This is a genomic window from Salipaludibacillus aurantiacus (assembly GCF_900111295.1).
Taxonomy (GTDB): Bacteria; Bacillota; Bacilli; order Bacillales; family Salisediminibacteriaceae; genus Salipaludibacillus; species Salipaludibacillus aurantiacus.
Genome location: NZ_FOGT01000001.1, coordinates 74,375 through 98,523, shown reverse-complemented (window position 1 = coordinate 98,523; position 24,149 = coordinate 74,375). Strand labels below are relative to the sequence as shown.

Below are 24,149 nucleotides of genomic sequence, written 5' to 3'. Positions count from 1 at the left end.
TAAAGAAGCGGTTGCTTGCATTAATGCATGAAAGCTGATACCGGATAACCTTCCCTTTATTGCTATGCTTACAAAAAGGAATCTGCCGGTATTCTGTGCCAGTTAGTAAAGGGGATGAGAATGATTAGACGTTTTTGGAACTTACTTGTTAAATATCATATACGCACTGTTATAGTTATTACTCTTGTTGTAAATATGCTGGTCATCCTGCTGTCCTTCCTCCCTGGGTATGTAGGAGATTTCCCTCCCTGGGTAACACGGTTGCCTCTGTTAAACGCCGTATTAAACTCGTTTACTTTTATTTTTCTGATGCTCGCTTTACTGGCCATTCTCAGGAGAAAAATTATACTGCATCAGCGCTTTATTTATGCGGCTTTTACTACCACTGCTGTATTTCTCATTTCTTATGTAACTTTCCATTTTATGGCTGAGTCAACTCCTTATGGAGGGACTGGATTTATTGCAGGCTTTTATTATTTTATTTTGATTACCCATATTATACTGGCGGCAGTCATAGTTCCTTTAGCTTTAATGAGCTTTTTTACAGGATATAAAGATATGAGGGCGGTTCACCGTAAATGGGTCCGCTGGACAATGCCGTTATGGCTTTATGTGAGCGCAACAGGCGTGCTCGTATATGTTATGATTTCACCTTATTATACGTTTTGATTTAAACCCCCGGTTAAGTTTCACAATTTACCGGGGGTTTTATTAAAGGCATGCTGTGTACTTTCATTTATAAACTTTTACTTTATTGGTTACTCTAAAGTTTAATCAGAGGACCGAGAAAGGGAGAGTTGAGGGTATGAGAGGTATTTACAGGATGTCAATTTTCTTTAGTATAATTTTACTTCTGTTAATAGGATTATGGTTTCGTTCAGAGCATTTGAACAGTGGAGCTCTTCCTGACAACGATCGTCTCCTTCAGCAGAAAGCTTTCAACGAGCAACAGTCCGAGGACCTTGCTATGACTATTCAGATGTTTTTGGACCAGGTTGAAAATGATTTGGAACGTATGGCTGATTTTAGTGACGAAGAGAAAGCTGACTGGCTGTCCGCCGAAATTATAAATCATCAGCACATAGATGGTTTTGCCTCTTATGATTTTGAGACAAAAGAGAAGGAATACGAAGAAGGAACCTTACCTGGAGATGAAGAGTTATGGAATAGGCTGGATCTATCCGCTGAGAAATGGGGGTATTCTGCTCCTTATGTTACAGAGGGGGCTAAAAAAATGCTCATGAGTTTAAGAAAGGGTGAAGGAATTTATGTATCGGAAGTGGATTTAACATTTATCGAACATTTTATAAAAGACCTTGCAGCTCTTGCAGACCATAACGGAAATTTTTTTATAGGCAATTCTGAGATGAATGCAGCCTTTTCAACAGAAGAAGCAGAAGCTGACGAGACTTTGGCTGTGACGAAAATCCCTGAATTAAATTGGGAACTGTATATAAATGCTGAAGAGACCGCTTTATCAAGAGATGAATATAAAAAAGGTGAAGTGGTAGTTATTTTAGAAGACGATGTCGAAGGGGAAGATTGGGCAGAGAGGCATAATGTTAATTTAATTGATCAGACAGGTCAAACGGCAGTCGTCCGTAATTTAACAAAAAATCCTTATGAACTTATAGAAGAATGGGCCGGGGACCCTGAAGTTGTATTTATGGAACCCAATTACACATTTGAAAAACAATCGATTGGAGAAAGAACGGTAAATGACGAAGTTGAATTCTTGCCAAATGATGAATTTTATGCGGATTATCAGTGGAACCTCCATCAGTTGAACCTGGAAGAAGCATGGGTGAAAACAAAGGGCGGGGAAGAGGTGCTTGCAGCAATAATAGACAGCGGGATTGATCCGGACCATCCTGACTTAAAAGACAGAATAATAAAAGGGTATAATGCTTTTGAGAACAATAAGGCTTTTTCGGATGATAACGGGCACGGAACCCATGTAGCGGGAATTGTGGGAGCAGAGACTAATAACGACTTTGGCGTTGCAGGGGTAACGTGGGAGATTCCTCTGTTGGCAGTAAAAGTACTTGATGACGAGGCCATGGGGAATTCTTTTTCTATTGCCAAAGGGATCAGGTGGGCAACTGATAACGGTGCTAAAGTTATAAATTTAAGCCTTGGTGATGACCATGATTCGAAATTAATGCACGATGCGGTAAAATATGCGTACGACAGGGATGTGGTAATCATTGCAGCTACTGGTAATGACAATGTACGTATTCCTATGTACCCCGCAGCATATGAAGAAGTACTCGCCGTTGGGTCCTTAAATATGCGGAATCGGAGGAGTTTCTATTCTAACTTTGGTAATCACATAGATGTCACAGCACCAGGCGAACATATTCCAAGTACTTTTACAGGTGACGAATATGTTATGATGAGCGGGACCTCTATGGCGGCCCCGCATGTTGCAGGCATTGCATCTTTAATTAGATCTCATAATCCTGATCTGTCTAATGAGGAAGTGTACGAGAAAATTCGTAAGACTTCAACTGACCTAGGACCAAGAGGATTTGATCCTTTCTACGGACATGGTATGGTTAATGCGGCAGACGCTCTTCTGGATTAATCGTTATTGACTTTTCTGGGGTGTGGATTGGTGTTTAATAATTAAATTATCAAGTTCCTGAGAGTGTCTTATGGTCTGATCAGCGGCCAGTCCGTATTTTGCTGCTGCTTGGTGCAATTCTTTACGCTTTATTTCAAGACAGTTCTCTTTCTGCATACTCCCACTCCGTTCAGTCTGGGTGTTAACTTTATTATCAATCATTCTGAAAAAGATAGGAAGACTTTCTCCAATTAATATCAAATATTCCTATCAAATGCCTAATGTCGACAAAATTTCACTGTTAAGAAAAGAGAGCAGGGGCATGCAGAAAGAGGATTTAGGTTACCCACAAGACAAAAATTTGTAACTTCTTTTTCTGTAAAAACGCTTTCCTTTTTTTGCACCCTGTTTTAGAATGGAAAGGGAGTCATAGTGAAGGAGGAAAAGAAGATGGGGAAACCGCACGCAGTCATATTTGATTTAGACGGAGTAATAGTTGACACAGCTAAGCACCATTTTCAAGCCTGGAAACAGTTGGCTGACGAACTGGGATTTAACTTTACTGAAGAAGATAATGAAAGACTTAAAGGCGTCAGCCGTATGGATTCGTTAAATATTCTTCTGGAGATTGGCGGACTCAATAAAAGTGAGTCAGAAAAACAGGAGTTGGCCGCAAGAAAGAATAAACGGTATGTAGAAGCTATTTCCGTAATGGATGAAAGCGAAATTTTACCCGGAGTATTAAGATTTTTGCAGGAATTAAAGGAACATAATATTCCTTATGCATTAGGCTCTGCAAGTAAAAACGCACCGTTAATTTTAAAGCAGATTGGCCTCTATGAAAAGTTTAATGCTATTGTAGACGGAAATTCCATCTCAAAAGCAAAGCCTGACCCTGAGGTTTTTTTACGCGGGGCAGAAGAACTCTCTGTGACACCAGGAAACTGCGTGGTCTTTGAGGATGCTCAATCAGGGATAGAAGCAGGAAAAGCAGCCGGGATGTACGTGGTAGGCGTTGGAGATTCAGCTGTATTAGCAGGAGCAGATGACTATATCCGTACGATGGAAGAAATGACAGTGAGCAGACTGGAAAAATGATTTTTTTTAATAGAGCATGCAAACGATTGCGCTACTTGTGCAAATATTTGGGAGGGGTTCTTATGAAACCTTATTTAAAAGAGAATGAATGGTCAATTATTGAGGAAGGGTTCGACCCGGCCAAGCATGAAATATCCGAGAGTATTTTCAGTATTGGAAACGGGCATATGGGACAAAGGGCTAACTTTGAAGAAACATATACCGGCTCCTCATTGCAGGGAAGTTATATGGCAGGAGTTTATTATCCTGATAAAACCCGTGTAGGATGGTGGAAAAACGGTTACCCTGAATACTTTGCAAAAGTATTAAATTCTACTAACTGGATTGGTCTGCGTATAGTTATTGACGGGGAAGAGCTGGATTTAAATGAATTAATAGTAAGCGACTTTGTTCGAGAGTTAAACATGAGGGAAGGCTATTTAAAACGTTCCTTTAAAGCTGAACTTACACAGGGAAGACAGATAAGAGTGACTGCTACCCGGTTTGTCAGTATTGTCCAAAAAGAAATAGGTGCAATAAAATACGAAGTGAAACCGCTCAATTTCAGCGGAACTATGGAAGTAACCTCCTATCTCGACGGAGATATTAAGAACACAGATGCCAACTACGACGAGAAGTTCTGGGATCCAGTAAATACTTACTTAAAAGAAAATCGTGCCTCAGTAACCGTAAAGACAAAAAAACTGGATTTTCATTTTTGTTCCACTATGGAAACACATATTGTAAAAAACGGCGAAGTTTTAGATTTAGAAGGTATCGGGAAAGAGGGCGTTAAATATGCAGGTGTAAAATATAAGGCGCCTTTGACTGAAAATGAAAGCATTACAGTATATAAATACGCAGCTAACGTTACAAACCGGGACCATGACACCGAGCAATTGGAAACTGTGTCTTCAAAGGAATTAAATAAAGCGGTCGAAAAAGGCTTTAATCAGCTGTTAAGCGAGCAGGCTGACGCCTGGAAAGAAAAGTGGCTGGACAGCGATATTGTTATTAAAGGTGATGTGGCTGCCCAGCAGGGGATCAGGTTTAATATTTTCCAGTTAAACCAGACATACAGCGGCGAAGATGCAAGACTTAATATTGGTCCTAAAGGCTTCACTGGTGAAAAATACGGCGGAAGTACTTACTGGGATACCGAAGCCTACTGCCTGCCGTTTTACCTTGCAACTGCAGAGGAAAGGATTCCAAAAAATTTATTGATCTACCGTCATAACCACTTGGAAAAAGCACGTGAGAATGCCCGGAAACTTGGTTTTGAGAAAGGCGCTCTTTATCCGATGGTTACCATGAATGGTGAAGAGTCTCATAACGAGTGGGAAATCACGTTCGAAGAGATTCACCGGAACGGGGCTATTGCTTATGCTATTTACAATTATGTAAATTACACTGGAGATAAATCATATCTCGGAGAATACGGAATTGAAGTTTTGGCAGAAATTTCACGCTTCTGGGAAGAGCGGGTACATTTTGTCCCTCGAAAAGGCGTGTATATGATGCTTGGTGTCACAGGGCCAAATGAATATGAAAATAATGTAAACAACAACTGGTACACGAACAGAATTGCAAGCTGGACACTGGAATATACGTTATATGTTCTCGATTATTTAAAGGATACAAATGAAGGTCTTTATAACGAGTGGATCGACAAGCTTAAGCTGCAAGAAGAGGAAATGAAAAAATGGGTCGATATTATTGATAAAATGTATTACCCGGAAGATAAAGAGGAAGGTGTTTTCCTTCAGCAGGACGGATTTCTTGATAAAAAACTTATGACTGTGAATGATCTCGATTCCCGGCATTTGCCGCTGAATCAGAATTGGTCATGGGACCGCATTTTACGCTCTTGTTTTATCAAACAGGCAGATGTTCTTCAAGGTTTGTTTTTCCTGAATCATGAATTTGATATCGAGACTAAAAAGAGAAACTTTGACTTTTATGAGCCAATGACTGTACATGAATCTTCTCTTTCTCCTTGTGTCCATTCCATTTTAGCTTGTGAACTGGGGTATAAAGAGAAAGCTTATGAAATGTATTTACGAACGGCACGTTTAGATCTTGATAATTATAATAACGATACGGAAGACGGCTGTCACACAACGAGTATGGCAGGAACGTGGATGTCTGTTGTCCAGGGATTCGGAGGGATGAAAGTCGTCAATGATCAGCTTGTTTTAAACCCGTTTATTCCCGGCCAGTGGGATTCATTCTCATTTAAAATCCGGTTCCGTGGAGCCCGTCTTATGATTCATGTGGACCAGACAAACGTCATAGTAACAAATGAAACAGATAAACCTGTAGACATCGTCATTTTGGGAGATAAATACAACTTAAAAGGCGTCAGTGAATTGAAAGTCAGCCATTAATTTTAAAATTTCTTCAGCAATGTTTACAGAAAAAAGAAGCAGGAACTATTATTCTTAAAAACATCCGGACAACATTTGTTCGGATGTTTTATTTAAAAGATATTTTCAGTCCGCCGTTTCACTCCCGGCAAAGGCTTAAAACACAGGCATAAGTGCCACATCGGTTACAGGATCTTCGGCTAACCCCTTCACGTCCTGTGAAAACGCCGAAGTCACCACATCCGTGTGGAAGTTCGCTGTGTTTTCTTGAAGCCACTGAAAAAGAGCTTATATTTGGAGAACTGTTTTATTTTTATTAGTTATCTGTATAAAGGAGTTAATGATTCCTGCGCAAACTCGCTTTCCGTGGAGAAGTCGGCAAGCCGCTTCGAGCTTTGCTCTGCAGGGTCTTGGCTGACTTCCTTTTCCACCGGAAAGAGCATTGCTTCAGTGACTATTCACCAAGTTGCATTTACAAAGAAGAATAGATTGTCGTTTATGAATCAGCTAATTTGTTTTCGTTAATTCAGAAAATTTAAAGGCTACGATGGCCAGATGAAGGTTAAATCGAGAGTCGGCTGATTGCAGGTTTAAGCCGGTTTTCTTCTCTATTTGCGCCAGACGGTATTTTAAAGTGTGCCGATGGATGAATAAACTTGAAGCAGTTTGCTGCAGATGACAGTTATTAGCCAGGTAGCCTTCAAGTGTTTTAATGAGATCTTTTCTCTCGCGGCCTGGGGTAATCAGCTCACCAAGATATTTTTTATAATATTCCTCCAAAGAAACCCCGGAATTTTCCATCTGAATGAGCACCTGATAGAAACCTAAATCATCATAGTGAACGACTGAAGAATGGTTTAACAATAGATCGGAATAATATACCGCATTTTCAGCTTCCCGTGCACTCTCTGAAAAAGATGCCAGATTTAAATAAGTTTTTCCAACTCCTATTTTTAAAGGCTCCGATGAATATCCGCTCCATTTGGCCTGTAAATCTTCCAAATAAGAAAGAAAGAGAGCCTTCTCTTCCGCCTCGTCTTTTGACAAAGACTCCACCAAAGCATATAATTCATTCATTTTAGGAAGCAGGATAATTTGTCTGCCAGAAGCATGCAAAGCCTGGCTTGCATAGTAATAAAGGCGGGTCCCGGTTTGGGAGCTGAGCGGTTTGTCAAACGTCTGGAAAGGGACTTTCACATATACGGCAAAATGGGGAAGTGTTAAGTCATAGCCAAGCCGTTCGCCTCTTTTTAAAGTTTCCATGTAGTGAAGATGCTCTTTATGCAGTATTTCTTCTACAAACTCCCCTTGTATCCTCACTTTTGTTTCATCGACGGCATATTTTTTAACCATTTCAATTCCTATTAAAGTAGCGATATGATTTGAAATAACACCATCCATTTCCGACCAGTCTTTAAAATGGTGAACTGATAACAGGTATCCGTATATGACTGTTTCAGATTTAATTGCTGAAAAGGTGCAAATATAGTCTCCGATGTGGAAAGGTTTTTTATCTGTTTCTACATTTTCAATGAGGCTTTTTATGGCAACAGATTCTTTACCTGCTGTAAGATTCTCGGTTTTTACAGAAAAGTCATGAGCCTCTTTCTTCACGAAAGCTGATATTTCTAATGACTCATTGAAAACATATATACTTGCCCTCGTCAACGGGCTGATTTTTTTGAGTGTATTTGGCAGGCCATCCAGATTAAAAGCAAGTTTCGTCATTTCCTGATGGACAAGCAGGGAATTTTCAAGAAGCCGGGTCTGCTTGTTAACAATTTGCTCAAGAACTCCTTTTGTTAAAGCAGAAAAATTTACCTTCGGAGGGATGTGAAGCAGTGGAAGCTGATGTGCAGCAGCTTCATCAATAAACCTTACGGGAATATCATTTATATAAAACCCGCTGCAAATAGCTATCCCTGCCAGCTTTCCAGACCTGATTAATTCGAGGAAGCGCTGCTGGGAAGACTCATTATCCTCAAGGCCGAATCCCGTTGTAATAATCAATTCACCTTCCTGAAAACGGGTGATATCCTCAATAATTTCTATCGTAGTAACCCATTTAATTGAACGATCAAGTCCTTCCTGCCCAGCGAGTAATTTAGTTCCTCTAAAAGCTGGAAGTTCCAAAGCTTCATGAACTGTGAGCATAATTCCATTCCTCCCGGCTCCAGGTTGTCTTTATACACGATGTATAAAAAAACCGGTGATTTTTGTGTTAGTTGAGCGAATAGTCAGACTTTTATTTCTAGAATACACTATTATTAAACAATATTAAATATGTGTATACAGGGATTATCGATGATCAGTCTGCTAACGGTTTACAGAGAGGAGGAAATTATGAAAAGTCATCTGATTAAACCATTTCTTGATGAAAGTTACCCGGTAGCCGATTACGGCCAAGGGATTTATTTGTATGACAAGACAGGAAAAAAATATATCGATGGTTCGTCTGGTGCGGTAACAGCAAATATTGGGCACGGCATTCCGGAGATTGCAGATGCAATGAAAAAACAGGCTGAGAAAGTATCTTTTGTCTATAGATCCCAATTTACAAGCGAGCCTGCAGAAAAACTGGCAAATAAGCTGAAAGACTGGGCACCAGGGGATGTAAACTGGACGTTTTTTGTGAACAGCGGATCTGAAGCGACTGAAACAGCACTTAAAGTGGCCATTCAATACTGGCAGGAAAAAGGTAAGCCATCCAAGATTAAAGTCCTCTCACGTTGGATGAGTTATCACGGCATCACACTCGGTTCATTATCTATGTCAGGGCATGTTGGAAGAAGAGCGCGATTTACCCCTTTACTTGAAGACTTTCCATCTGTTGAGCCGCCATACTGCTTCAGGTGCCCATTTAAACAGACACACCCCCAATGCGGACTTATGTGCGCAGATGAATTAGAAAGGGCAATTTTGAGAGAAGGTGCAGACCATATAGCTGCCTTTATTGCTGAACCTGTTATAGGTGCTTCCGGAGGTGCCATTGTTCCTCCGCCGGGATACTATGAACGAATAAAAGAGATCTGCGATAAATACGATGTACTGTTCATAGCAGATGAAGTGATGACAGGGTTCGGGCGTACTGGAAAACGGTTCGCCATTGATCACTGGGCTGTTGTGCCTGACATTATTGCTGTAGGGAAGGGTTTAACCGGTGGTTACGCCCCGCTTGCTGCGACTATTATCAGTGATAAAGTTCTCGCGCCTGTAAGACAAGGATCGAAAATTATTATGAGCGGGCACACTTACAGTGCGAATCCGCAGGCCACTGCAGTAGGCTTAGCTGTCCTTAACTATGTTGAGAAATATAATCTTACAAAACGGGCTGAAAAAACAGGCGACAAGCTAATGAGCCGTCTTAAGAATCTTAAACGGCATTATCCGATAATTGGAGATGTGAGAGGAAAAGGGTTGCTGACAGGAGTCGAATTCATTTCCAATGTGTTTAACCATATGCCTTTTTCGTCAGAAGTAAGTGTTTCAAAGAAAATAATCAGTAAATGCATGGATAAAGGACTACTTGTTTATCCCGCCTCGGCAGGAATCGAAGGGAAAGCTGGTGATGCTGTCCTTATTGCCCCTCCTCTTACGATTATTGAGGAGGAAATTAATGACCTGGTCACTATTTTTGAAGAATCAGTAAAGGAAGTTCAATCTGAGCTTCAGATCCAAGGGTACTTTAATACTGTGATATGAAAGGAGCTGCAGAATGAATCATCATGTCCAGCAAATAGACAAACAGGTGACTATCGGGGATGTAGAACATTATTTTAAAGACGGCATGACTTTGATGGCCGGGGGATTTGGAGGAGTGGGCAACCCGCCTGGTCTGATTAAGGCGATATTAGACCTTAATATTAAAGATATAACCCTAATCTGTAATGATGCCGGTTTTCCTCATATCGGCGTTGGCCAGCTTGTAACTGACGAAAAAATCTCGGTCTTATATGCCAGCCATATAGGGTCTAATCCTAATGCAGGCAGTCAAATGACAGATGGTACCCTGACAGTAAATTTTTTCCCTCAGGGCACGCTTGCCGAAAAAATCAGAGCAGGAGGAGTAGGTTTAGGCGGGGTTTTGGTGGATGTCGGGGAGGGGAACCCCATAGTGGAAAAAGGGAAGAAGAAAATTGAGATAAATAACAAAGTCTATTTTGCAGAGGCCGCACTGACAGCAGATGTGTCGATTGTTTACGCGAAAAAAGCCGATTCTTTCGGAAACCTTGTTTTTGATACGAGTGCAAGAAACACCAACCCCTTAGTGGCAATGGCTGGTGATATTACTATCGCAGAGGTCGATGAGATCGTGCCATATGGAGAGCTAGTTCCGGAAGAAATCATCACGCCGGGGGCGTTCGTAGACTTCATAGTGCAGAGCAAAGGAGTTGACTGGAAATGGGCATGGGAAAAGACATAAGACATAAAATTGCAGCGAGAGCAGCCAAAGAAATAAAGCCAGGGATGATCGTCAATTTAGGTATAGGGATTCCTACACTTGTGGCTGATTATACAGAGGATTTGCCCGTCATGTTCCACGCGGAAAACGGTATTCTTGGAACAGGGCCTTCCCCTTCAGAAGGCAAAGAAAATCCCCATTTATGTAACGCTGGCGGATTTCCAGTTACCACTATTCCAGGAGGTTCTTATTTTGACAGCGCCACAGCCTTTGCAATTGTGAGACGGGGACTCCTTGATCTTACCATCATGGGAGCTCTGGAAGTGAGCGAAAAAGGAGACCTGGCGAACTGGATCGTACCGGGAAAAAGAGTACCGGGAATGGGAGGGGCATTGGAACTTGCCCAAAAAGCAAGGAAAGTCATGATATTGATGAATCACGTCAGTAAAGACGGACGGCCAAAAATAGTTAAGGAATGTTCTCTTCCTTTAACAGCCGCACATTGTGTTAACCAGATTATTACAGACATGGCTGTCATATCAGTGGAGAAAGAGGGGCTTGTACTGGATGAGGTGTTTGAGCCATATACAGTTGAAAAAGTCAAAGAATGTACTGGCGCGCCGTTTGTGCGAATAAATACCGGACTGAAAGAAGGTGAGCGACTTTGATTAAGAAGCCGGCAGCAACACATAAGGCAATCAGGCAATGGATGGCCGACCATGAAAAACAATTGCTCTCGATGCTTCAGCAGATGATCCAGGAACCGTCTGTCCAGATGAATGAAAGCGGAATCCAGCATAAAACAGCACGATGGCTTGAAGATCTCGATTTCACAGTGGATATGTGGGAACCAGGAGGAGATGAATTGTTTAATCATCATGCCTTCCTTTCCCGCAGGGAGCACTTTAAAGGAAGTCCCAATGTAGTTGGGGTTCGAAAAGGAGAAGGGAAAGGGAAATCTATTCTGCTTAATGGACATATTGATGTTGTGCCGGAAGGAGATTTGTCTGACTGGGCAGAAGACCCATATGCTGGATTAGTTAAAGACGGGAAAATATACGGCCGGGGAGCAACAGATATGAAAGGCGGTAATGCAGCTATGCTGTTTGCCCTTCAGGCTATTTCCTCACTCGAAATCCCGATAAAAGGCGATGTCATTTTTCACAGCGTCATAGAAGAAGAGAGCGGAGGAGTGGGAACGCTGGCTGCTATTTTAAGAGGATACACTGCTGATGCAGCACTCATTCCAGAACCTACTAATATGAAAATTTTTCCCAAGCAACAGGGCTCAATGTGGTTCCGGCTGAAAGTGAAAGGTAAATCGGCACATGGGGGCACAAGCTATGAAGGGATAAATGCTATTTTAAAGGCCCTAGAGGTCATTCAGGCATTAGAAAGGCTTGAAAAGGTAAGGAATGACCGGGTGACTGATCCGCTTTTCGCTAAAGCGCCAATTCCACTTCCGATAAATGTAGGCGTCATTGAAGGAGGGGAATGGCCATCTTCAGTTCCTGATTTAGTAAAAGTAGAAGGGCGAGTTGGGATTTCACCTGAAGAAACAGTGCAGGAAGCGCAGGAAGAATTCACGAGGGCCATACGTGCAATGGAAGCTGAGGATAAATGGTTCAAAGATCATCCTGTAGAAATTGAATGGTTTGGGGCAAGGTGGCTGCCGGGATCGATAGATGTTAACCATCCTTTTATGGAAATTCTTACTGAGCAGTACAAGGGGATTACAGGTAAGAGTCCTGAAGTCGAAGCGGCCCCTTGGGGAACAGACGGAGGCATAATAACGGCTGTCGGTTCAACTCCTTCAGTTGTGTTTGGGCCTGGGATTACACGTATGGCTCACCAGGCTAATGAATACATTGAAATTGAAAAAGTACGGCAATGCGCTGAAGTGATCGCTTCTACAATTATTGAATGGTGTAATGTTGAAGAAAGAAAGGGGAGGTCTCACACATGACCAAAACTATAAAGTCTTATAATCTTCCGGGGCCAAAAGCTAATCAGATGTTAGAGCGGAGAAATGAGCATGTTCCGAGAGGGCCGTTTAATACAGCCTATACATTTGCCGATTCGGCAGAGGGTGCCCTCATAACGGATGTGGATGGCCAGACCTTTATAGATTTTGCCGGAGCAATTGGCTCATTAAACGCGGGGCACTGTCCGCCTGGAGTGGTTCAGGCATTAAAAGACCAGGTGGAAAAATATTTGCATCCTTGCTTTCATGTGATGATGTATGAACCGTACATCGAACTGGCAGAAAATTTAAACCGGCTTACCCCAGGAGACCACCACAAAAAAAGTTTCTTTTTAAACAGCGGAGCTGAAGCGGTAGAAAATGCTATAAAAATTGCTAGAAAGTATACAGGCAGAAAAGCAATTTTATCCTTTGAAAGAGGATTTCACGGAAGAACCTATATGGCCATGTCTTTGACCAGCAAAGTTAAACCGTACAAGTATCAGTTTGGGCCATTTGTAGCTGATACGTATAAAATGAGTTACCCTTATTACTACCGGAAACCTGAAGGAATGACAAATGAAGACGTGGATCGGGAGTGTATTACCCGCTTAAAGAATTTCTTTCTGTCAGAAGTATCGGCCGAAGAAACGGCGGCTGTTATTATGGAACCTGTCCAGGGTGAAGGTGGATTTGTAGTGCCGAGTATAGAATTTGTCAAACAAGTAAAGGAAATTTGTGAAGAGCATGGAATCTTATTTATAGCAGACGAAGTACAGTCGGGCTTCGGAAGAACAGGTGAACTGTTCGCGGTCGAGCACTTTGGGGTGGTCCCTGATATCATGACAATGTCTAAATCTATTGCTGCCGGCCTGCCGATAAGTGCTGTTACAGGGAGAGCCGAAATTATGGATGCACCAGGGCCGGGTGAAATAGGGGGTACGTACGGAGGAAGCCCTCTTGGTTGTGTGGCAGCTAACGAAGTAATAAAGATGATGATCGAGGAAAAGCTTCCAGACCGGGCCGTTGACATAGGGCAGAAGGTAGAGGCAGCCTTTTCAGCTTTTCAGGACGACTATGAAGAAATTGGCGATGTACGTGGATTAGGCGCTATGATGGCAATGGAGCTTGTAAAAGACAGGCAGACGAAAGAGCCTGATAAGGAGCTTACACAGACGATAATCAGGGAATGTATCAGCAACGGATTAATTATAATGGGATCCGGTCTCTATGGAAATGTCTTAAGAATTTTATCTCCTTTAGTTATCAGTGAAGAACAACTGGAAGAAGGACTCGAAATAATGAGATCGGTCATGGACCGGCATTGTAAAAAAAGAAAGTGAGGGACAGTTTATGAGAAAAAGCCTGTTCATTAATGGAGAATGGGTTGGAGCAGCGAATGTTCAGGACCTTTATTCTCCTTACAGCGGTGAAAAAATTGCAGAAATTCCTTTGGCAACCCACCAGGAAGTTGATGCAGCCGTTCAAGCAGCGTACAACGCACGAAAGCAGCTGAAAAAAATGCCTGCCCATGAAAGGGCGCAAATTCTGGAGAATGTGAGCAGGCTTATTGAAGAGAACCGTGAAGAGTGTGCCAGGCTGATAGCTGTTGAGGCGGCTAAACCAATTCAGACAGCAAGGGGAGAAGTAGCCAGATCACTAATGACATATAAGCTTGCAAGTGAAGAAGCAAGAAGGCTTCCAAATGAAATGGTTAATATGGATGCCGTTCCCGGCGGAGAAAACCGTACGGCTTATGCTGTTAGAGAGCCTGCAGGAGTAGTGGCGGCTATTACGCCGTTTAACTTTCCTATGAATCTGGTAGCGCACAAACTCGGTCCTGCCATAGCAAGCGGCTGTCCGGTCGTACTTAAGCCTGCATCTCAAACTCCTCTGTCTGCATTTTTTATAGCTGAATTATTTGAGAAAGCAGGTCTTCCAAAGGGAGCCTTGAATGTGATTACAGGAAAAGGAAGTGTCGTTGGCGAAGCTCTGGTAACAGATGACAGAGTAAAAGTAATTACTTTTACGGGCAGCCCGGAAGTGGGGATGTCTATTCGAAATAAAGCTGGCTTAAAAAAGGTCACGCTGGAACTTGGATCTAACTCCGCTGTTATTATTGATGAAGGGACAGACATTGAAGCTATTGCAGACAGGATCGCAACAGGGGCGTTCACTTACCAGGGTCAGGTGTGTATTTCTGTCCAGCGGATTTTTGTGCATGAATCCTGTTACAAACAATTAATTAAAAAGATGAAAGAAAAAGCAGAAAACATGGTTTTAGGCGATCCCCTTGATGAAGGGACGCAAATTTCAGCTATGATCTCCCCGGAAGAAAAAGACCGGGTTTTGTCCTGGATTAACGAAGCTGCGGAGCAAGGGGCCAAAATTGTTACGGGCGGTGAGGAGAATAACGGGATGATTACTCCAGCGGTAATTGAAAATGTCGCCCCCTCCATGAAAGTTTCTTGTGAAGAAGTATTTGGGCCTGTGGTAACAATTTCACCTTTTAAAGAGTGGGAGGAAGCCATTGGTTTAGTAAACAATTCGGATTTCGGCCTTCAAGCAGGAGTGTATACTGAAAAGATTTCACATGCATTTCACGCCTCAGAAGAACTGGAGGTAGGAGGCGTTATGATCAATGATTTCCCTACTTTCAGGGTGGATCATATGCCTTATGGAGGAATGAAAAAAAGCGGGTCCGGCAGAGAAGGTATTAAATACGCTATAGAAGAGATGACAGAAATAAAACTTGTTTCTTTCAATAATAGCTCTTTTAAATAATTGTATTGAAGTGTATTATACAAGACTGTTAGATATCCGGTTGTGGGGGAATACTAAAATGTTAACATCTGACAGGGAGGAAAGACTGTTTTTCCCTGTCAGAGAGAAGCATTAAAAGCGGGAGGATTGTTTATGGGACTCAAAGCGTTGTGGGACGTGGATTTATGGAATGACCGACTGGTTGCTTACTTGCCTGACTTATCTGCGCAAGAGCAGGAGAAGGTTAAAGAAAAAATTAAAAATGCACCGGCAGGTAAGTTTACTGTTTATACATTAGAAAACCATCAGGACACTTTATTAGATCTGGGGTTTCAGCATGAAGCAGATCTCCCCGGTTTTTTTGAAGGAAAAACAGCAAAAATTTTTTCATTGTTTTTAAAGGAAGAGCGGAACAAATCGGCCTCAGCCACTAAAAACAAAGATGTTTTAAATATAGTGAAAAACGATAAGGCTGTACCTTCGCAGTCTTGGAAAGGGATCCTGTTCAGTCATCTTGAAGAATCAGATCTGGATCAATTAACTTCTTTATATAAGCGGGTGTTTGATGTATACCCGACAAATATTTTTGATCAAAATTATATTAAGGCCTCAATGAATAATAACTATACCTTTGTAACTGCTAAAGATCAGGGAAAGGTCATCGGAGCTGCCTCTGCTATGAAAACAGGATACCAGAGCGCTGAGATAACTGATTGCGCTGTTGATCCTGATTACCGGGGCCGGAACATCCTGCATGGACTTATTCTGGAATTGGAAACCCGCCTGGTCAAAGAACGGATTTTTAACGCTTTTTCTATCACACGTGCTGTTTCTGTGGGAATGAATATGACAGTTAAACGCCTGGATTATACATATAAAGGGACCCTGGTGAATAACTGTAAAATTTCCTCTGGATATGAAGATATGAACATATGGGTAAAAAAACTGAAAAACTAACAGGGAAAAGCTAAGAGGGTTTCTCAAAGGTCTGAAAGAAGGACCTTAATTGAGACACCCTCTTTTATGTAAAAATATCGAGGTTGGGATAAAACTAAAGACAGCCTTCGCCAAGAGTGAACCGGCAGATTAAAAGAACAAGCCCCTGGGCAAGCGTCCGCCTGGCGGACTGAAATCACTGCCATTATTATTTATCAGAGTTAATTTTTAATAAGTACAAAAGCGAAAAACCGAACAAAAATTATAAGATTTGTTCGGCCTTCTTTATGATTACTATTTTTTTGTCCCACCCTTTTATCTCTGTTTATTCCTTAACTGTAAAGTAATTTTTTTTCAAAAGAGTAGGCTGTTCCATAAGCTCATTAAACGTAAACTTAGCCCCCAGTTTTTTCGTATCAATAAGCATAAACTGAGTTTCAATTTTTTCTATTTGATCTTCTTCGATATAAACTATATGACAGTCAGGGCATTTAATTGAAGGCACTTTCTGAATTTCAACAGCCCGGGTTCCATCAGGCAGTTCCCAGTATGCCGGCTCACGTGACTCAACAGCCTGCTCTGATTGACACCATTTACACTGCATACATACACTCTCCTCTGATCAGACTTTTTCCTTGTTGTAGTTCTGCTGTTCTTTAGCCCATTTTTTTTCAATCATTTCATCCCGTTTAGAACGCCGGTCTTTAAGAGACTGATGAGATTCATCCTGACTGTAGGAACTTCTGCGATTCAACCGCTGGATACCTTCAGGGACAAGGTTAAATTCTTCATCATTCATTAAAGCTGAAACGCCGGCTCTCTTTTGGTCTTTTTTCTCGTAGTATTTGTAGAAATAATCCTCCGCTGTGCCGGGCAGATAGTGTTTTGGTTCCGGGTAGGTCGTTATTACCCCTTCGAAATTTCTCAGTACGACTTTATCAGGACTTTGAGAGATCATGTAGTTCGGCTGCAGAGTAATTTTACCACCGCCCCCTGGAGCATCAACGACGAAAGATGGGACTGCGTAACCTGACGTGTGCCCCCTCAGCCCTTCGATAATTTCAAGCCCTTTAGAAACCGGGGTACGGAAATGCCCAATTCCTTCCGATAAGTCACATTGATAAATGTAATATGGTCTGCACCGGATTTTAACGAGGTCATGGCATAATTTTTTCATAATTTCCACACTGTCATTAATCCCAGCTAAAATAACTGCCTGGTTCCCGACAGGGACACCTGCGTTGGCAAGCATTTCAACGGCTTTTTTCGACTCCTCAGTTATTTCAAGGGACGTATTAAAATGAGTGTTAACCCATACTGGATGGTATTTTTTCAGGATATTGCAAAGGTTTTCGGTAATTCGCTGCGGGAATACGACAGGGGCTCTTGTTCCAATCCGGATAATTTCCACATGATCGATTTCTCTCAAGTTTTTAAGCACATATTCGAGTATCTGATCATTAATTAACAGGCCGTCACCTCCGGAAATCAGCACATCACGGACTTCCGGCGTGTTCCTGATATAATTGATGGCACCGTCCAGCTGTTTTTTAGGGACACCCATTCCGATCTGCCCGGAAAAACGGCGGCGTGTACAATAACGGCAATACATAGAACATTGATTAGTTACAAGGAAAAGTACCCGGTCAGGATAACGATGTGTGAGACCTGGCACAGGGGAGTCTTCGTCTTCAAATAAAGGGTCTTCTAAATCATATTTTGTCTTTTGTATCTCGGCAGAAATTGGAACAGACTGCATTCTAATCGGACACCTTGGGTCATCGGGGTTCATTAATGATGCATAATAAGGAGTAATGTTTAGAGGGATCGTTTTTGTGGAAATTTTGACGCCCTCTTCTTCGTCAGGAGTTAAATTTACTACTTTTTTTAAATCGTCCAGCGTGCGGATCGTATTTGTTAATTGCCAAATCCAGTCATTCCATTGGTCTTCGGTTACGTCTTTCCAAAGTTCAATCTCTTGCCAGTGTCTTTCGGCTTTATACAAGTCAAGTTTCATAGTAGAGCGCCTCCTTTATTGTAAAAAAATTCTCACTATTTATATAATGCAATTTTCATGCCAAAACTAAAACGGCTTTCGAGCCTTTGATAACACTTATTTAAAATTGAAAATTAAAAGAAGTGCCGGTTTTCCGGCACTTCGCTAAATAAGTTTATATTTTTGGAGTTTGTACTGAAGAGTTTGTCTAGGGATTCTTAATTTTTCAGCAGTTCGTTTTACGTTTCCGTTTTCCTTCTCATAAATATCCAAAATAACTCTTTTCTCAAAATCTTCAACACTGGTTTTTAATCCCCTTTTTTCAACGTCATAACCTTCAGGATTTGAGGTGGTGAGAGAACTTCTTCCAAGTTCACTGAGGTATGGGGGGAAATGTTCAAGCGTAAGTTCTTCCGAGTCACTCATATTCATAGCCGATTCGATGGCATGCCGCAATTCGCGAATATTTCCGGGCCAGTCATAAAGATAAAAAGCACTTAAAGCTTCTTTATCAATCTTCTTTACTTGCAGTCCGAATTTATGGTTATAAGTATTTATAAACGTCTGAATCAGTATAGGAAGGTCATCTATTCTGTCTCTTAACGGCGGGAGAGATAAAGAAACAACATTCAAACGGTAATAAAGATCTTTTCTGATCAATTTCTTCTTAAGCAAATCAGCAGGTTTTTCGTTAGTGGCTGTAATGATCCTTACATCAGTTTGAACGGTTTTGTGAGAGCCAACCCGTCTGACCACACCGTCCTCGAGAACACGGAGCAACTTAGCCTGCAAGTCGAAAGGAAGGGTATGAATTTCATCTAAAAAGAGTGTGCCTCCATGGGCTAATTCAAACAGCCCTTCTTTATTTTCTGCCCCGGTAAAACTGCCTTTCGTTGTGCCAAACAGCATACTTTCCAGCAGGGAAGGAGGAATAGCAGCGCAGTTTTGCGATATAAAAGGACCGCGGCACCGGGCAGACCGGTGATGGATGCCCTGGACAAGCAGTTCTTTGCCTGTTCCGGTTTCCCCATATACAAGAATAGGGGACGTCGTCTTAGACACCCGCTCAGCCCTGGCTATGGTTTTCTTCATAGCAGGATCCGCAGTTATAATATCTTCAAATGTATAGTTAGTTGAGTATTTACTGACGTTTTTCGGTTTTTCAATCCGTTTATCCATTTGGGTCTGTAATTCGATGAGTTTATTGGATAATTCTTTTACTCTTGAATAATCTTTAGCAATTTCAGCCGCTCCGAGAATGTCTTTACCGACGATAATGGGAATCGTCGTATTTACAGTATCGATTAATTTTCCTTTAATATTCCGGTAAGTCTGGTGCTTGTTATACATTGGTCTGCCTGTCTTAACAACTTTTAGCATGGTGCTTGTTTCAAAAGTTAAAGAAGGGAACACTTCGAGCAGGGGCTTTCCAATCACTTCTTCGGCATTCATGCCATCATGATCCGCAGCTATTCGATTATAATAAATGGTTCGTCCTTCCCTGTCTATCACATGAATTCCCTCATCAATGCTTTTTAAAATAGCCTTCAGCATTTCGTTAGTGTCTGCGTTCGCTGCAAAAATTTAGCTCACCTCTTTTGATGCCGGAGAATGGTCAATAAGTGCTGGAAATTCGGCATCTAGTTTAATATTACTTCTTATCCAGCTGGCTTTCAACATTATATGGAGGTTTATGGGAATTTATCTAACAATCTACTAAGGAATTGCTGGATTTAATTCATTACTATAATACTTGTAGTTTTTTATTAAAAAAAGGAGGCTTTTTTTTTATGAAGAAATGGATGTTCTCAATTGCTTTGGCTGGAGTTTTGCTATTTACTTCCCATAATGGTGTGTCTGCCTCAACGTATGAAGTGAGGTCAGGAGACAGCCTTTGGACGATCGGCCAAAACTACGGTGTAACTGCTGAAGCCTTGCGAAGAGAAAATAATTTATCCAGCAATATGATCTATCCGGGTCAATCCCTTAGTATCCCTGGAGGTTCGGTTACTCACACTGTCAGGCACGGGGAAACGTTATGGATCATTGCCAATAGATATGGTGTAACTGTTTCACAATTACGCGGATGGAACGGACTATCCGGTTCAGCGATCTATCCTGGCCAGTCTCTTACTATAAATAAAGCAGCACCCGCATCTCAAGCTTATTCTTCACAAGAAAAAGAATTGTTGGCCCGTCTAGTCCATGCAGAGGCCAGAGGAGAGCCTTATAAAGGAAAAGTGGCGGTGGCTGCGGTTGTCTTAAACAGAACTGCTCACCCTGATTTCCCTTCATCAATCAGCGGTGTGGTTTATGAAACGTATGGTTCGGGCAATATTTACGCATTTGAACCGGTTCAGAACGGAGAAATTTACCGGGCGGCAGACAGGGAAGCTATCCGTGCTGTAGAAGACGCAGTAAATGGATACGATCCGACTAACGGTGCCGTTTACTTTTATAACCCCGCTACTGCGACCTCAAATTGGGTGAACAATCTGACGGTTAGTCAGCGGATAGGAAATCATGTATTCGCGAGACAATAATGATTAAGGACAAAAAAACCCTTGGAGAATGAGCCTCCAGGGGTTTTTGTTAACTAAGCATCATCCATTGTAGATAAATCACCGGCCGGTTCGTTCATTTCCCAGGCTTTAAGTACACGCCGCATAATTTTACCGCTTCGGGTTTTTGGAAGCTTATCTTTAAATTCTATTTCTTTTGGTACGGCATGGGCGGCAAGTTCAGTTTTAATAAACTTCTGAATTTCACTTTTCAATTCGTCTGATGTTTTATACTCTGGTCTCAAGGCAATAAAAGCTTTTATAATATGTCCCCGCATCTCATCAGGTTTACCAATAACCCCAGCTTCCGCTACTGCAGGGTGTTCAACCAGTTTACTTTCAATTTCAAACGGACCTACACGCTCTCCTGCAGTCATAATCACATCATCATTCCTGCCCTGGAACCAAAAGTAGCCTTCGTCATCCCTGAAAGCTGTATCTCCAGAGACGTACCAGCCGGGGATAGAAAAATACTCCTGGAATTTTTCATCGTTTTTCCAAATCTTTCTCATCTGGGCAGGCCAGCCTGTTTGAATAGCAAGATGGCCCATTTCATTCGGCGGTAATTCATTCCCTTCATTGTCTATAATGGCAGCATGAATGCCAGGGAAGGGTTTGCCCATGGAGCCGGGTTTCACAGGTTCACTTAAATAATTACAAATCAGCATACCGCCTGTTTCGGTCATCCACCACGTGTCATGAATTCTATGTTTAAAGACATCCCATCCCCATCGCACAACTTCCGGATTTAAAGGTTCACCCACACTTAAAATATGGCGCAGGGAGTTTAAATCGTACTTTTCAAGTATATCTTTCGGCGCTGCCATCAGCATACGGAATGCCGTAGGGGCACTGTACCAGACAGTGACGTTGAACGTGTCAATTGTGTTATACCAGTCGTCAGGAGAGAAACGTCCACCCCGTACAACATTTGTTACGCCATTTAGCCAGGGGCCGAAAATACCGTAAGAGGTCCCTGTCACCCAGCCAGGATCCGCTGTACACCAGTAAATGTCATCTTCCCGCAAATCCAGCACCCATTTAGCTGTCTGGTAATGCTGGAGCATAGCGTTATGCACGTGATAAACCCCTTTAGGCTTACCTGTAGATCCTGAGGTATAATGGAGAATAAGTCCGTCTTCCAAATTCACCCACTCAATAGCGCTGTCGTCATTTGGTGACGCTTTCATTTCTTCGGAGAAAGAATAAAACGGATCGTTTGTGGCGGCATGTTCTCCTACAAGAATGATTTTCTCAAGGTGGGGGAGTTCCTCATGCGGAACTCTCGATACGAGTTCCGGAGTCGTCACAATTACTTTTGCTTCACTATCTTCCAGACGGCTGCGGACAGCTTCTTTCATAAATGCTTCAAATAAAGGCCCTACTACTGCCCCCATTTTAACTGCACCGAGAAGAGCGATATAGAGTTCAGGAGAACGCGGCATGAAAATAAATACCCGGTCACCTTTATTCACATTCAATCTGCGGAACATGTGAGCGGCCTGATTTGTTCTTTTTTTCAGATCGTTAAATGTATAACTTTCATTTCTTGAAGCATCCGAATAAAGCAGGGCAGTTTTATTTCCTTTTCCTTCATCTGCATGGCGATCGATACACTCATATGCCACATTGATTTTGCCGCTTTTATACCATGAAAATTCTTTTTTTACATCATCCCATTGAAATGACTCTCTGGCTTTTTCATAATCATTTAACTGATAAGTCTCTTGCTTAGGTTGTAAAACTTCCATACTCGCCACCTCCAAAAAATCAGTTATACAAATATCATAAACTTAATATTTTGAAATTTCAAACCTTTATAAAGTTATTATTTTAAAAAGAAGGAAACAAATGTTCATTCTTGATTTTTCTTATAAAGAAAAGTAACTTAAACATAAGGGCATAAGGGGTGAGTAAAGTGGATATTTTGACAGTTTTAATATTAATTGTTGTAGGGATTGTCCTATTGAGAATTGTAGGGGCTGTGTTCCGGGTTATACTTACTATTGGAGTGATTCTGCTGATTGTTTATATTATTCAGCAAGTGGTTACTGTAAGTATGATTCTTATTTAAGGCAAGTCGTGGACAGAAGAACCAAACAGACTTTTAAAAATGAGGAGGATGTATGATGAGCTATCGTATGGAAAAAGACACGTTAGGTGAAGTGAAAGTCCCGTCTGAAAAATGGTGGGGGGCTCAAACGCAAAGAAGTCTGGAGAATTTTAAAATCGGGTCTGAAAAAATGCCGAAAGAAGTAGTGGAAGCCTTTACTATACTAAAAGAAGCGACGGCAGCTGCAAACCTCCGTCTTGGTAACATTGAAAAAGAAAAAGGAGAGGTTATACAGGATGTTTGTCGTGAATTAAGAGAACAGGGTACATACGAACATTTTCCACTGGTTGTCTGGCAGACAGGAAGCGGGACACAGTCCAATATGAATATGAATGAAGTGGTGGCTTATCGCGGAAATGAAGTGCTTTCAGAAAATGGAAGTGAATTAAAAATTCATCCGAACGATGATGTTAACCGTTCGCAAAGCTCCAATGATACCTTTCCGACTGCGATGCACATTGCCGCGTTAAAAGATGTGAAAGAACGTCTGCTTCCTGCTTTGCAGCGACTGAAAAAGACGGTGGAAGAAAAATCACAATTATTTGATAATGTTATAAAAATTGGCCGTACGCATTTGCAGGATGCCACTCCGCTAACTTTAGGCCAGGAAATTAGCGGATGGGCTCATATGCTTAAAAAATCAGAAGAAATGATCGAACAGTCATCCGAACAGCTGCGCAATTTAGCGATAGGCGGAACAGCAGTTGGGACAGGGATTAATGCCCATCCTAAATTCGGCGACTATACAGCAGAAGAAATCAGCAGAATAACAGGAGAAACATTCTGTTCGTCTGAAAACAAATTTCATGCTTTAACAAGCCATGATGAGATTGTCTATGTCCACGGGGCTGTTAAAGGCCTTGCGGCTGACCTGATGAAGATTGCTAATGATGTGCGCTGGCTTGCAAGCGGGCCACGCTCAGGCATTGGTGAAATTACTATTCCTGCTAATGAACCAGGAAGCTCAATTATGCCGGGCAAAGTCAATCCCACTCAGTCTGAAGCTTTAACTATGACAGTGTCACAAGTGTTTGGAAATGATGCGGCAATTGGATTTGCGGCAAGCCAGGGGAACTTTGAATTAAATGTCTTTAAGCCGGTAATTATTTATAATTTCCTTCAGTCAGTAAGGCTTTTAAGTGATGCGATGGATTCGTTTAATGAGAAGTGCATGGTTGGAATTGAAGTAAATGAGGAAATTATAGAAAAGCATGTGAAAAATTCTCTTATGCTTGTGACTGCCCTTAACCCGCACATTGGATACGAAAAGGCGGCTGCCATTGCTAAAACGGCCTTTAAGAATAATTCAACTCTCAAAGAAACAGCTGTTGAACTAGGCTATTTAACAGAAGAGCAATTTGATGAATATATTAACCTTGAAAAGATGGTAAGACCAACAGAATAAT

20 protein-coding genes are annotated in these 24,149 nt (G+C 41.8%); 14 read left to right on the top strand and 6 right to left on the bottom strand.

Annotation, left to right across the window (positions count from 1 at the left end):
* Positions 1 to 114 precede the first annotated feature (114 nt).
* Positions 115 to 669 carry a DUF420 domain-containing protein gene (locus BMW59_RS00450; RefSeq protein WP_093047047.1) on the top strand — a complete coding sequence of 185 codons (555 nt, stop codon included), beginning with the start codon at positions 115 to 117 and terminating at the stop codon, positions 667 to 669.
* Positions 670 to 823: 154 nt separating this feature from the next.
* Entirely contained in the window at positions 824 to 2,587 is a 1,764-nt protein-coding gene (locus tag BMW59_RS00445; RefSeq protein ID WP_177174129.1) for a S8 family peptidase, read from the top strand.
* A gap of 3 nt (positions 2,588 to 2,590) precedes the next feature.
* On the opposite strand, the gene BMW59_RS00440 is transcribed toward BMW59_RS00445, so the two are convergent.
* Positions 2,591 to 2,788, bottom strand: coding sequence for an aspartyl-phosphate phosphatase Spo0E family protein (locus BMW59_RS00440; protein WP_093047045.1), 198 nt, complete (start codon positions 2,786 to 2,788; stop codon positions 2,591 to 2,593).
* A gap of 228 nt (positions 2,789 to 3,016) precedes the next feature.
* Here BMW59_RS00440 and pgmB point away from each other — a divergent pair, with 228 nt between their 5' ends.
* Together pgmB and BMW59_RS00430 are read left to right on the top strand one after the other, a co-directional pair.
* Entirely contained in the window at positions 3,017 to 3,664 is a 648-nt protein-coding gene (gene pgmB / locus BMW59_RS00435) for a beta-phosphoglucomutase (protein ID WP_093047044.1), read from the top strand.
* Between the two features lie 62 nt (positions 3,665 to 3,726).
* Entirely contained in the window at positions 3,727 to 6,030 is a 2,304-nt protein-coding gene (locus BMW59_RS00430) for a glycoside hydrolase family 65 protein (RefSeq protein ID WP_093047043.1), read from the top strand.
* A 486-nt stretch (positions 6,031 to 6,516) separates the two neighbouring features.
* Here the strand turns inward: BMW59_RS00430 and BMW59_RS00425 are convergent, their stop codons facing one another.
* Positions 6,517 to 8,163, bottom strand: coding sequence for a PucR family transcriptional regulator (locus BMW59_RS00425; protein ID WP_093047042.1), 1,647 nt, complete (start codon positions 8,161 to 8,163; stop codon positions 6,517 to 6,519).
* 186 nt (positions 8,164 to 8,349) lie between these two features.
* Between BMW59_RS00425 and BMW59_RS00420 the strand changes: the two genes are divergently transcribed.
* From BMW59_RS00420 to ablB, 7 genes are all read left to right on the top strand, one after another.
* The gene (locus tag BMW59_RS00420) at positions 8,350 to 9,711 is read left to right on the top strand and encodes an aspartate aminotransferase family protein (RefSeq protein WP_093047327.1); all 1,362 of its coding nucleotides are present in this window, start codon (positions 8,350 to 8,352) and stop codon (positions 9,709 to 9,711) included.
* Positions 9,712 to 9,724: 13 nt separating this feature from the next.
* Entirely contained in the window at positions 9,725 to 10,432 is a 708-nt protein-coding gene (locus BMW59_RS00415) for a 3-oxoacid CoA-transferase subunit A (protein ID WP_093047041.1), read from the top strand.
* Positions 10,411 to 11,079: a 3-oxoacid CoA-transferase subunit B gene (locus BMW59_RS00410; RefSeq protein WP_093047040.1), complete on the top strand. Its 669-nt coding sequence runs from the start codon at positions 10,411 to 10,413 to the stop codon at positions 11,077 to 11,079. Before BMW59_RS00415 ends, BMW59_RS00410 begins: the two co-directional genes overlap by 22 nt.
* Positions 11,076 to 12,377 (top strand): peptidase, encoded by a 1,302-nt coding sequence (locus tag BMW59_RS00405; RefSeq protein WP_281244185.1) that lies wholly within the window; start codon positions 11,076 to 11,078, stop codon positions 12,375 to 12,377. Before BMW59_RS00410 ends, BMW59_RS00405 begins: the two co-directional genes overlap by 4 nt.
* A complete protein-coding gene (gabT, locus tag BMW59_RS00400) occupies positions 12,374 to 13,717 on the top strand; it encodes a 4-aminobutyrate--2-oxoglutarate transaminase (RefSeq protein WP_093047039.1) in 1,344 nt (447 codons plus the stop codon). The genes BMW59_RS00405 and gabT overlap by 4 nt, the downstream gene beginning before the upstream one ends.
* 10 nt (positions 13,718 to 13,727) lie before the next feature.
* Positions 13,728 to 15,158: an aldehyde dehydrogenase family protein gene (locus BMW59_RS00395; RefSeq protein WP_093047038.1), complete on the top strand. Its 1,431-nt coding sequence runs from the start codon at positions 13,728 to 13,730 to the stop codon at positions 15,156 to 15,158.
* 132 nt (positions 15,159 to 15,290) lie between these two features.
* Positions 15,291 to 16,094: a putative beta-lysine N-acetyltransferase gene (gene ablB / locus BMW59_RS00390; protein WP_093047037.1), complete on the top strand. Its 804-nt coding sequence runs from the start codon at positions 15,291 to 15,293 to the stop codon at positions 16,092 to 16,094.
* A gap of 304 nt (positions 16,095 to 16,398) precedes the next feature.
* On the opposite strand, the gene BMW59_RS00385 is transcribed toward ablB, so the two are convergent.
* From BMW59_RS00385 to BMW59_RS00375, 3 genes are all read right to left on the bottom strand, one after another.
* Positions 16,399 to 16,677: a YokU family protein gene (locus BMW59_RS00385; RefSeq protein WP_093047036.1), complete on the bottom strand. Its 279-nt coding sequence runs from the start codon at positions 16,675 to 16,677 to the stop codon at positions 16,399 to 16,401.
* Positions 16,678 to 16,695: 18 nt separating this feature from the next.
* Positions 16,696 to 18,090, bottom strand: coding sequence for a lysine 2,3-aminomutase (gene kamA / locus BMW59_RS00380; protein ID WP_093047035.1), 1,395 nt, complete (start codon positions 18,088 to 18,090; stop codon positions 16,696 to 16,698).
* A gap of 144 nt (positions 18,091 to 18,234) precedes the next feature.
* The gene (locus BMW59_RS00375; RefSeq protein ID WP_093047034.1) at positions 18,235 to 19,623 is read right to left on the bottom strand and encodes a sigma-54 interaction domain-containing protein; all 1,389 of its coding nucleotides are present in this window, start codon (positions 19,621 to 19,623) and stop codon (positions 18,235 to 18,237) included.
* 236 nt (positions 19,624 to 19,859) lie between these two features.
* Between BMW59_RS00375 and BMW59_RS00370 the strand changes: the two genes are divergently transcribed.
* Positions 19,860 to 20,612, top strand: coding sequence for a cell wall hydrolase (locus BMW59_RS00370; RefSeq protein ID WP_093047033.1), 753 nt, complete (start codon positions 19,860 to 19,862; stop codon positions 20,610 to 20,612).
* Positions 20,613 to 20,665: 53 nt separating this feature from the next.
* Here BMW59_RS00370 and acsA read toward each other — a convergent pair whose 3' ends face one another.
* Positions 20,666 to 22,381 (bottom strand): acetate--CoA ligase, encoded by a 1,716-nt coding sequence (gene acsA / locus BMW59_RS00365; RefSeq protein ID WP_093047032.1) that lies wholly within the window; start codon positions 22,379 to 22,381, stop codon positions 20,666 to 20,668.
* A 167-nt stretch (positions 22,382 to 22,548) separates the two neighbouring features.
* Here acsA and BMW59_RS21455 point away from each other — a divergent pair, with 167 nt between their 5' ends.
* Both BMW59_RS21455 and fumC read left to right on the top strand, forming a co-directional pair.
* A complete protein-coding gene (locus tag BMW59_RS21455; protein WP_177174128.1) occupies positions 22,549 to 22,704 on the top strand; it encodes a hypothetical protein in 156 nt (51 codons plus the stop codon).
* Positions 22,705 to 22,759: 55 nt separating this feature from the next.
* Positions 22,760 to 24,148 (top strand): class II fumarate hydratase, encoded by a 1,389-nt coding sequence (fumC, locus tag BMW59_RS00360; RefSeq protein ID WP_093047031.1) that lies wholly within the window; start codon positions 22,760 to 22,762, stop codon positions 24,146 to 24,148.
* The last annotated feature ends 1 nt before the right edge of the window (position 24,149 follow it).